The 10922-nt window shown below is 71.1% G+C and carries 8 protein-coding genes; 2 read left to right on the forward strand and 6 right to left on the reverse strand.

Features of this window, described 5'->3' with window-relative positions:
* Positions 1-5: 5 nt before the first annotated feature.
* The 6 genes from ABD831_RS12790 to ABD831_RS12815 all read right to left on the reverse strand — a co-directional run bounded on the left by ABD831_RS12790 (position 6) and on the right by ABD831_RS12815 (position 7181).
* Positions 6-992, reverse strand: coding sequence for a glutamate ABC transporter substrate-binding protein (locus ABD831_RS12790; protein WP_344946878.1), 987 nt, complete (start codon positions 990-992; stop codon positions 6-8).
* Entirely contained in the window at positions 989-2323 is a 1335-nt protein-coding gene (locus ABD831_RS12795; protein WP_344946881.1) for a hypothetical protein, read from the reverse strand. The genes ABD831_RS12790 and ABD831_RS12795 overlap by 4 nt, the downstream gene beginning before the upstream one ends.
* Positions 2320-4002, reverse strand: coding sequence for an AAA family ATPase (locus ABD831_RS12800; RefSeq protein ID WP_344946884.1), 1683 nt, complete (start codon positions 4000-4002; stop codon positions 2320-2322). The genes ABD831_RS12795 and ABD831_RS12800 overlap by 4 nt, the downstream gene beginning before the upstream one ends.
* A 13-nt stretch (positions 4003-4015) precedes the next feature.
* Complete coding sequence (locus tag ABD831_RS12805) at positions 4016-4585, reverse strand: hypothetical protein (protein ID WP_142179111.1); 570 nt, start codon at positions 4583-4585, stop codon at positions 4016-4018.
* Positions 4586-4736: 151 nt separating this feature from the next.
* Positions 4737-6005 carry a toxic anion resistance protein gene (locus tag ABD831_RS12810; protein WP_142179110.1) on the reverse strand — a complete coding sequence of 423 codons (1269 nt, stop codon included), beginning with the start codon at positions 6003-6005 and terminating at the stop codon, positions 4737-4739.
* Positions 6006-6401: 396 nt separating this feature from the next.
* A complete protein-coding gene (locus ABD831_RS12815; RefSeq protein ID WP_344946894.1) occupies positions 6402-7181 on the reverse strand; it encodes a dioxygenase family protein in 780 nt (259 codons plus the stop codon).
* Positions 7182-7357: 176 nt separating this feature from the next.
* Between ABD831_RS12815 and ABD831_RS12820 the strand changes: the two genes are divergently transcribed.
* Positions 7358-7816, forward strand: a complete 459-nt coding sequence (locus ABD831_RS12820) for a GyrI-like domain-containing protein (RefSeq protein WP_344946896.1) — start codon at positions 7358-7360, stop codon at positions 7814-7816.
* A 156-nt stretch (positions 7817-7972) separates the two neighbouring features.
* Entirely contained in the window at positions 7973-10744 is a 2772-nt protein-coding gene (topA, locus tag ABD831_RS12825) for a type I DNA topoisomerase (protein WP_344946899.1), read from the forward strand.
* Positions 10745-10922: the final 178 nt, after the last annotated feature.

Here is a 10922-nt window from a genome sequence, read left to right on the forward strand (position 1 = left end):
TGCGGTCATCGTCCGTAGACCGGTGTCGGGGGCGCCGGCGCGGGACCGAGCGGCGCCGCCAGCCAACGGTTGTAGATGGCCTTCCACTGCCCGTCGGCCTCGAGGTCGGCGATGACCCTGTTGACGTAGCGGGCGAGGTAGGTGTCGTCCTTGTTCAGGCCGAGACCGTAGGGCTCGACGGTGATCGCCTTGGCGCTCGTGATGACGGTGTTGGGGTCCTGCGCGGCGAGGCCGGCGAGCACGGTGTCGTCGCCGGTGATGGCGTCCGCCTTGCCCTGCTGCAGCAGCACGAGGCAGCCGGTGTGCGTGCCCGCCGTGACGACGACGGGGCCCTTGACCTGCTGGAGCTTGGTCAGCGACGTCGTCCCCGTGGGCGCGCAGACCTTCTTGCCCTTGAGGTCGGCGAGGCTGAGGTCCTTGGCGCCGGGCAGGGCCTTGCTGACGAGGACCTTCTGGCCGGAGCGGTAGTACTCGGCGGAGAACGCGATGTCGTTCCAGCGCCCGCACGTCATCGACATGTTGCGGGCCACCATGTCGACCTCGCGGCTCTTCAGGAGCGGGATGCGGTCGCCGGCCGTGATGACCCGCAGCTGCACCTTGTTCGGGTCGCCGAAGATCGCCTTGGCCACGGCACGCGCCATGTCGATGTCGAAGCCCTCGATGCCACCGGTGAACGCGTTGCGGGCTCCGAAGAGGTAGGTGTCCGCGGAGATGCCGACGGTGAGGTAGCCCTTGTCGATGATCCTGCGCATCGACGCGTCGCTGATCGCGGCCCGGCTCGGCAGGTTGGGCAGCGGGTCGTAGGACTGGGTCGCGTTGTCGCACGTCGGTGCGGCGACAGCGGGCGCGCTGCTCGAGGGCTTGGACGGCGACGTCGTCGGCAGCGGCGTCTCGGCGTACGTGACCCCCGAGCAGCCGGCCAGGGCGCCCAGGCCCACGACGGCGACGAGGGCGGGGAGGCGGCGGCGAAGCACCGTCGGCAGGAGGCTCATCGGTACTCCTCGATCCGCTGGCCGATACCTCGGACGACGAGCCACGACGCGACGAGCGCTGCGAGAGCGACGATGACGGCGATGAGCGGCGCGCTGCCGCCCAGTCCCTCCAGGCTCGAGACGGTGGTCTTGGCGGCGTCGTCGCGGGCTTGCGTCACGGCGACGTCGAAGTCGCCGAAGGTCCTGGCTGCACCGTCGGCCGCGGTGCTCGTCGACAGCTTGACGGCGTCGTCCCACCGGCCACCGTCGTCGAGCGAGCGGACCTTCTGGTGCGAGGCGACGTAGTCGTTCCAGAGGGCGCTGAGGCTGGTGTCGCTGAGGCGTCCGAGGTCGGTCTCGACGGTTGCCTGGTCGTTCTTCCACGACTTCTCGTTGGCGGCCCCGGAGCCGCGCTTGATGAGGGTGAGGCTCTCGTTGGCGCGGGCGTCGTTGGCGCCTGTCGTGGCGTTCGCGAGGGTCACGGCGCTCTGGAAGTCGCCCTGCGCGACGTCCCGGGTCGCCCTGCCGATGCCCGTGATGGTCGTCGCCGTGACGAAGAGTGCGACGAGGAGCAGGGCGATCGCTCCGGTGAGCGACAGGTTGAGGTAGCGGTGGGTCCGCTTCGCGAGCCAGACGGCGAGCGCGACGAGCCCGATGAGGGAGACGACGCCGACGAGCAGCTGCAGGCTCGAGTTGCTCCGGTCGAACTCCTTCTGCGAGCGGTCCTCGTTGGCCTTGACGATCTGCGTCACGATCGGGATCGCGTCGGCGCGAAGGCCCGCGCTCGCCTGCGTGAGGTACTGCGCACCGACCGGCAGGCCGAGACGGTTGTTGCTCCGGGCCTGCTCGACGAGGGCGGCATACGTCTGCACGCGCTGGGCGAGCACGCCGAGCGCCTTGCCGTCGGCGGGCTGGGCGGCGGCGGCCACCGCGATGCCGGACGCGACCCGACCCATCGCGCCTTCGTACCTGGCGCGCGACTCCGGCGACTCGAGGCCGCCCACGAGGAAGGCGTTGGTGGCGACGGCGTCGGCGCGGAGGAGGTCGACGTGGATCGACTGGGCGCGGACCACCTGGGCGGTGTTGTTGGCCGCACGCTCCACGGCGGCCTGGGAGGCGAGCAGCGCGTTGGCGCTGACCGCGCCGAGCAGCACGGCCGCGATGACGCCGAGGAGGCCGAAGAGGCGCATCCGCCCGGGCGTGCCGTGCAGCAGGCGGTCGGCGATGCCGCGGGCCCCGGGGACGCCGCCGGAGAGGCTTCCCGCGATGGTGCGCGGCTGCTGACCTGCGGGCGCGCGCGACGAGCCGCCCGCCGGGATGGCGACGGGGATGTTCGTCGTCGGTGCGCTCATGCCGTGTCCTCGTGCTCGTTCGCGCTGGTGTGGTCCTGCTGGTCGTGCTGGTGGTGCTGGACCTGCTGGTCCTGCGAGTCGTGTTCGTCTGCGTCGTGATCGTCCGAGACTGCCTCATCGGTTCCCGCCGGACCATCAGGGTCTGCCCTGACCTCCGCCGGATGCCGCGGCTGGTCCGCGAGGTCCCCGGTGGAGATGTCGGTGGGGATGTCGGTGGGGATGTCGGTGGGGAGGTCGTCGGGGGCGTCGAGGTGGTCCGGCCGGTCGGGCTCGTCGGGCTGCTCGATGAAGTCGCCGGCGATGAGTAGACGCAGGTCGTCGCGGCTCGGCTCCTTCGCGTCCTTGAGGCGCCACGCGTGGCGGCCGACGGCGTGCTCGAAGAGGTTGCGCGAGAAGCGGCCGTTGCCGAAGGCCGGCGTGCGCGGCGTCGCCTCGAGCTGGTGCCGGACGTGGGTGCGGGCGTCATCGGTCAGCTCGTAGTCGCTGCCGCCGGCGATGGAGTCGAGGATGGCGAGCAGCTCGTCGTCGGAGTAGTCGTCGAACTCGATCGTCGTGGTGAACCGGCTCGCGAGGCCCGGGTTCTGGGCGATGAAGCCGACCATCGGGTCGGGGTAGCCGGCGACGATGACGACGAGGTCCTCGCGGTGGTCCTCCATCTCCTTGACGAGGGTGTTGACCGCCTCCTGCGCGTACTGGTCGCCCGTCAGGGCGTAGGCCTCGTCGATGAAGAGCACGCCGCCGGTCGCCTTGGCACAGACCTCGGCCGTCTTCATCGCGGTCTGCCCGACGTAGCCGGCGACGAGCTCGCTGCGGTCGACCTCGACGAGCTGTCCCGTCGGCAGCAGGCCCAGGGCCTTGTAGATGCCGCCGACGAGCCGGGCCACGGTGGTCTTCCCGGTGCCCGGGTTGCCGACGAAGATCAGGTGACGGCTCATCTTCGGGGCCTTGAGCCCAGCCTCGGTCCGCATCTTCTCGACGGTGAGCAGGGCCACCTGGCGGTGGATCTCCTTCTTCACCCGTGCCAGCCCGATCATCGTGTCGAGCTCGGCGAGCAGCTCCTCGACGGACCTCTCCGGCTCGGCGGGCTCCTCCGGCTCCGCCGGCGGCTGGGCCGGCTCGGCAGCTGCGGTGGCACCGACCGGGCCGCCCTGCGCGACAGAGGGATCCACGTGTCGTGGGTCCATCGGGCCGGGGACGCTCGGCCGCATCGGGTCGGGTGAACCGAGGCCGATCCCGGGGAACGCCGGCACCCGTTGCGAGGGGAGGCGGGCCGCGGCGAGGTAGGCGCCCGATGCGGCCGCCGCGTTGGCGATGACCCAGATCGGAGCCGTGCCGAGCATGACGGCGGAGGAGGCGACCTCGGTCAGGGCCTCGGCGTACTCCGGGGCGAGGGAGTGCTGCGCGTCGACGAGCGTCTCGAGCAGCTCGGTCGGGGCCCCCCGCCAGCGCCGCCCACGCGACGCGGCCTCGAAGAAGGCCTCGTTGATCGAGGCGACGTCGGTCAGGCCCGGGTGAGCGACCTCGGCCCACGCCGGCGCCGCGCCGGGCACGGCCTCGGCGAGGGCGGCGGCCACGCGCAGTCCCTCGTCGCGCGCCGCGGCCGGGTCGAGACCGGCCTCGGCCGCGACCTCGCTCAGCTGCACCAGGCTCTCGGCGAGGCGTGACTCGTCAGTGCTCATGCGGCGGGCCTCCTCATTGTGGTGGGGCCAACGGGCCGGGTGACGTGGCCGGGTCGGGTGGGGGCGCCACCTGGACGGGGTCGGGGCCGAGCCCCAGCGCGCCCCCGGTCGAGGCCTGCCCGAACTTCTGCTCGAGGAACGCCCCGTGCACGATGATCGCCTCGGCGTCGGCACGGCATACGGCGTCGTAGACCTTGTCCATCGTCGTACCGAGCAGGTCGAGCTGGTCGACGAGGAGCATGACCGAGCTCTTGCCCGCCGCGATGGGACGGGTGTCGGCCCAGTCGCGCGGCAGGCGCAGGTAGTTCCCGATCGCGACCGGGAGGTAGTCGGTGGCGGTGGCCATCACGCTGAAGCCCTGGCTGCTGCCGAGCCCGAGGTTGTCCAGGCGCGGCAGGGTCTGGCGCACGATGCGGGTGACGCGCAGCAGGCGCGACAGCACGACGCCGGGCACCCGGCCCTCGCGGGCCTGCTGCTCGATGGCGTCGAGCGCCCCGAGCAGCTGCTCGGTGGTCGGTGGTCCCGAGCGCACCGGCTCGGGTGCCTCGGGCCGGTCCAACCCGAACCACGACCGGATTCCCACTGCGTTGTTTCCCCTCTGGTGTGTCGGGCGCCGACCGTCGACGGCCACGCACATCCTGCTCTCCGGGTCGCCACCTGCCTCGCGCCCCGTCCCCGGTGGTCGAACCTGCGCCGGACCCCGGTCGAACCTCAGCTGGACCTCGAGCAGGTGCTCACCGGCCCGATCCGAGGTCGAGCAGACCGGGTGCGGCGTTCTCGGCCCGGCGAGCGTCCTGCTTCGAGACGCGGTCGAGGTAGGAGCGCGACTTGGCGACCTCGGTCTCGAGCGTCCCGATCGTCGCGGCCATGTTGTCGAGGGCGCGGACCTTGAACTGGTCGATGGTGTCCATCGTCTCGTAGATGTTGGCGAACGCCTTCTGCAACGACTCGATCGACAGCGTCGCGCTGGCCGACTGCTCCTGGATGCGGGCCGAGTTCTGCTTGAGGGCCTCCGACGTGCGCTCGATGATGCCCGAGGTCGTCGTGTTGAGGGCCGTGATCTGGTCGAGCACGAGCTGCTGGTTGTTCAGGGCCTGGGCCACGATGACCGCGGTGCGCAGGGCCGAGACCGTCGTCGTGGTCGCGCGGTCGACGCCCTTGATGAGCTCGATGTTGTTCTTGATGATGATGTCGATCGCGAGGTAGTTCTGGATCGAGACGGCGAGCTGGGTGAGCAGGTCCTGGTGCTTCTGCCGGACGTAGAAGAGGACGTCCTCGCGCAGCGCCTTGGCCGTGTCGGGGTCGGTGGCCTCGACGGTCGCGACCTGCGCGGCGAGCTTGGCGTCGAGCCGCTCGGCGACGTAGACGTACTGGTTGAGCCGGCCCATCGACTCCCAGAGGTTCTTCTTCTCGAGGTTGAGGGCGACGTTGTCCTTGACGAGCTCGTCCTGGCCGGACTGGAGCGCGTGGAGGACGCCGTTGAGGTGGCTCTGCGCCGACTGGTACTTGCGGAAGTAGTCGGTGACCTTGTCGCCGAAGGGGATCATGCCGAGGAACTTCTTGGCGCCTGTGGCCTGGCCCGGGTCGAGGTCCTCGACGGTGCGGCGCAGGTCGAGGAGGGTCTTGCCGACCTTCGAGTTGCCCGACAGGCCGCCCTCGTTGAGCGCCTTGACGGGCATCTGGAGCATGCGGTTGCTGCTCTCGGCGGCGAAGCGCACCTCGTCGTTGCCCATGCTGCGCACGTCGGCGGCCTTGGTCTCCCACTCGGGGGAGCGGGCTGCGGCCTTGCTGAGCGACGCGAGGTAGGTGTCGACCTTGGCGTCGAGACCGGGCAGCGCGGCCTCGGGGACCGCGGGGGCCATCTTCGGGGCGGCCGTCTCGGCCACGGGGGCGGTCGGTGCCGGAGCCGTGAGGATGAAGGCCTCGCCGGGTGGCGGCTCGAGGGGAGCGACCTGGGCGGGCGCGGCTGCGGTGGCCTGCTGGGCGGCGGGCTGGTCAGTCATGTGAAGCGGGTCCTTCCCTCGCGTGCCGGCCGCGTCGGCGACGCGACCGAAGTCCCTCGCCCGCCGAGCACGAGACCGCTGGACTGACCGTGGGAGGTGCACCGCGGAGGGGGCACGACACACGCCTGCGGCGCGCTCGTCGGGCGTACGGCCACTCTACGTGCCGTGCGCCTGCGACGGGCGGGCGAACGGGTGGGTTCCGTGGCCCCGCGGACCCCTTCGGCCTCCGGGTGGAGAGGGTGCGACCGCGGCTCGGAGTCAGGGGAGGTTCCGAGCCGCGGCCGCGATCGTGGGGCCCCACACCCTCTCGAACGGGTGGGGTTACCCGCCGGTTCCCGCCGGTTCCCGCCGGTCCCCTCCGGCCGGAGCCCAGTCGCCGGAGTCGTTCCTCGCGGCTCAGCCGAACTGCCAGGAGCGCTTGCTCAGGCCGAACCAGAAGCCGTCGATGACGCTCTTGTTGTCGAGGCCGCCGGACTCGTAGGCCGCCCCGAGCGTGACGAAGAGCGGTGCGAAGTGCTCGGTGCGTGGGTGGGCCTCGTGCGCGGCCGGTGCCTTGTCGAGGAAGTCGAGCAGGCTGTCGACGTCCTGGGCCTTCATGGCCTCCTGGGCCCAGTGGTCGAACTCGGCGCTCGCGCGGGGCGGCAGGCCGTCGGCGCCGGCGTGCGGGTTGAACCAGCGCAGGTTGTGGGTCGTGAAGCCGGAGCCGACGATCATGGTGCCCTGCTCGCGCAGCGGCGCGAGGCGCCGGCCGATCTCGAAGAGGCCGCGCGGGTCGAGCGTCGGCATCGACATCTGGAGCACGGGGACGTCGGCGTCGGGGAACATCTCCTTGAGCGGGACGTAGGCGCCGTGGTCGAGCCCGCGCGCCTCGTCGCGGTGGACCCGGTGCCCGGGCCACGTCAGCAGCTTCGTCACGTCGTCGGCGAGCAAGGGTGCGGCGGGGGCGTCGTAGGTGACGTCGTAGTACTTCTGGGGGAAGCCCCAGAAGTCGTAGGTCAGCGGGGCTCCGGTCGTCGAGCCGAGCGTCGTCGGCGCGTCCTCCCAGTGCGCGGAGACCATGAGGACGTCCTTGGGCTTCGGCAGGTCCGCGGACCAACCGGCGAGCTCGCCCGTCCAGCGCTCGTCGTCGGCGAGCGGCGGTGCGCCGTGGCTGAGGTAGAGGACGGGGGCAGACATGGCGGTTCCTTCCGAATTTATTGAACTCTAAACTATCAGAGGAACGTGGTCGTGCGGATCATCATTCCGCACGTCGTATGCCGTGAGGTGGCCTCTGGGCCGAAGTCCCTCCTCCCGCTCCGGGGCAGGGCCCTTCGGCCCTGTCGATGCCGCGTCCACGGGGTGACGCTGGATCGATGAACGAGATACGTACCGTCGAGCTCCCCGAGCAGCCCACCGCGGTCCTGCGGGACAAGGTGGCGACGGACGAGCTGCCCGCCTTCTTCGCCCGCGCCTTCTCCGCCACCGCTGCGGTCCTCGGGCAGCAGGGACAGGTCCCTGCCGGCCCACCCTTCGGGCTCTACCACGGCATGCCCACGTCGGTCGTCGACGTCGAGGCCGGCTTCCCGGTGGCGACCCCGGTCGCGCCCGACGGCGAGGTGGTGCCCGGCACGCTGCCGGGTGGGCAGGCCGTCGAGGCCGTGCATGTCGGGCCCTACGACACCATGGGCGAGACCTACAGCCAGGTCGAGCAGTGGATGGTCGGCCAGCGGCTGGTCCCGGGCCCCGTCGTGTGGGAGAGCTACCTCAGCGACCCCGAGCGCGAGCCCGACCCCGCCACCTGGCGCACCGTCATCCACTGGCCGGTCGCCTGAGGGCGTCCGCCGGACGGCCCGGGCGACACGGCATACGCCCTCGTCGCCGGATGCCGGGAGACCGCACCCGGCGCGGGCTGTTACGGTCGGTCCGCGTCCACGTCGGGGCAGCGACGAATCCGCTGCACGTGAGATGCGGGAAGTTGAAGGTGCACCATGGCCGCAGGCAAGGGGCGCAAGCTCGTCATCGTGGAGTCGCCAGCCAAGGCGAAGACCATCGCCGGCTACCTCGGGGGTGACTTCGAGGTCGAGGCGTCCGTCGGTCACATCCGCGACCTGCCCAACCCGTCCGAGCTGCCGGCCGACATGAAGAAGGGCCCGTTCGGCAAGTTCGCCGTCGACGTCGACAACGGCTTCGAGCCGTACTACGTCGTCGACCCGGACAAGAAGAAGAAGGTCGCCGAGCTCAAGCGGCTGCTCAAGGACGCCAGCGAGCTCTACCTCGCCACCGATGAGGACCGCGAGGGCGAGGCCATCGCCTGGCACCTGCTCGAGGCGCTCAAGCCGCGAGTTCCCGTGAAGCGCATGGTGTTCCACGAGATCACCCGCGAGGCGATCCAGCGTGCCGTCAACGACACCCGCGAGATCGACACCGCGATGGTCGACGCCCAGGAGACCCGCCGCATCCTCGACCGTCTCTACGGCTACGAGGTGAGCCCGGTCCTGTGGCGCAAGGTCCGCCAGGGCCTCTCGGCCGGCCGAGTCCAGTCCGTCGCGACCCGCATGGTCGTCGAGCGCGAGCGTGAGCGCATGGCGTTCGTCCGCTCCTCCTACTGGGACGTCGAGGGCGAGTTCACGCCCGACAGCGCGAGCCAGCAGTTCACCGCGCGCCTGTCGTCCGTCGACGGGACGCGCGTGGCCACCGGCCGCGACTTCGCCGACGACGGGCGCCTGACCGGCAAGGGCGTCGTCCACCTCGACGAGGCGCTCGCGACCCGGATCGCCGAGGCGTGCCTGCCCCTGAAGGCTCGCGTCACCGACGTCCAGGAGAAGCCCTACACCCGCCGCCCGTCGGCGCCGTTCACGACCTCGACCCTCCAGCAGGAGGCCTCGCGCAAGCTGCGGATGTCGTCCAAGAACGCGATGCGCGTGGCGCAGCGGCTCTACGAGAACGGCTACATCACCTACATGCGTACCGACAGCACGACGCTGTCGGACGCCGCGACGACCGCCGCGCGCAGCCAGGCCCGCGACATGTACGGCGCCGAGTACGTCCCCGACAGCCCCCGCCGCTACGAGAAGAAGGTCAAGAACGCGCAGGAGGCCCACGAGGCCATCCGTCCCGCCGGTGACCGCTTCCGCTCGCCGGCCCAGGTCGCGGGCGCGCTGCGCGGCGAGGAGTTCGCACTCTACGAGCTGATCTGGAAGCGCACCGTCGCCTCGCAGATGGCCGACGCCCGCGGCTCCACCGCGACGGTCAAGCTCGCCGTCGACACGGCGATCGAGGGCGCGCAGTCGGTCGAGTTCAGCGCCAGCGGCACCGTCATCACCTTCAAGGGCTTCCTCGCCGCCTACGAGGAGGGCCGCGACGACGAGGCCGCCGCGAAGGCCGACGCCGCCGCCGAGGAGCGCCGCCTGCCCAAGCTCTCCGCAGGGGTGGCCCTCGAGGTCGTGCGTGCCGAGGCCGACGGCCACGAGACGAGCCCGCCGGCCCGCTTCACCGAGGCCACGCTCGTCAAGGCCATGGAGGAGCGCGGCATCGGCCGCCCGTCCACGTATGCCGCGACGATCGGCACGATCCAGGACCGTGGCTACGTCTTCACCAAGGGCCAGGCCCTCGTGCCGACGTGGCTCGCCTTCGCCGTGACGCGCCTGCTCGAGGAGCACTTCGGCAACCTCGTCGACTACGAGTTCACCGCCTCGATGGAGGAGGACCTCGACCGCATCGCCAACGGCGAGGAGGGGCGCGTCGAGTGGCTGAAGCGCTTCTACTTCGGCGAGGAGGCGACCACGGCCGCGGGTCTGCGCAGCCTCGTCGAGGACCTCGGTGAGATCGACGCCAAGGAGATCAGCACGATCCCCATCGGCGACGGCATCGTCGTGCGGGTGGGCCGCTACGGCCCGTACGTCGAGGAGCTCGTGCCCGCGGGGGTCGACCTCGCGACGGGCGAGGTCGCCGACGGCGCCGAGGTCCCGGCCACCCCGCGCCGAGCGACGATCACCGACGACATCCCGCCAGACGAGATGACCCCCGCGATGGCGCGTGAGCTGCTCGAGGTCGCGGCCGACGACGGCAAGGTGCTTGGCAAGGACCCCGAGACCGGTCGCGAGATCATCGCGCGCGCCGGTCGCTACGGCCCCTACGTCACCGAGGTCATCGAGGACGACGAGGCTGGTGGCAGTGACAAGCCCAAGGCCAAGAAGGCCGCCAAGGCCAAGCCGCGCACGGCCTCGCTCTTCAAGGACATGGAGCTCGCGACCCTCGACCTCGAGTCGGCGCTCAAGCTGCTCTCGCTGCCGCGCGTCGTCGGCAGCGACGCCGAGGGTGTCGAGATCACCGCGCAGAACGGGCGCTACGGCCCCTACCTCAAGAAGGGCACGGACTCGCGCTCGCTCGTGAGCGAGCAGCAGCTCTTCGACATCACGCTCGAGGAGGCGCTCGCGATCTACGCGCAGCCCAAGCAGCGCGGTCGCGCCGCCGCGACGCCGCCGCTCAAGGAGCTCGGCCCCGACCCGGTCAGCAGCAAGCCCGTCGTGGTCAAGGACGGCCGCTTCGGTCCGTACGTCACCGACGGCGAGACCAACGCGACGCTGCGCAAGGACGACGACCCGAGCTCGATCACCCCGGAGCGTGGCTTCGAGCTGCTCGCCGAGAAGCGCGCCAAGGGCCCGACGACCCGCAAGCGCGCCGTGAAGAAGACGGCCAAGAAGACCGCGAAGAAGACGACGACCCGCACGACGAAGAAGGCCGCCACCAAGAAGGCGTGACCCACCCCGTCGAGTGAGCGCTCCGTCCCACCTCCGTGGGGCGGAGCGCTCGGCGGTTTCAGGGCGTCGGCGCAACGGTGAGTAGTTCGTTGAGTTTAGAGGCGGGGGTCTGGAAGCCGAGGGTGGCTCGGGGGCGGGTGTTGAGCAGCTGCTCGACGCGGGCGATTTCCTCGTCGGG

Source organism: Terrabacter ginsenosidimutans (genome assembly GCF_039539425.1).
Lineage (GTDB): Bacteria > Actinomycetota > Actinomycetes > Actinomycetales > Dermatophilaceae > Terrabacter > Terrabacter ginsenosidimutans.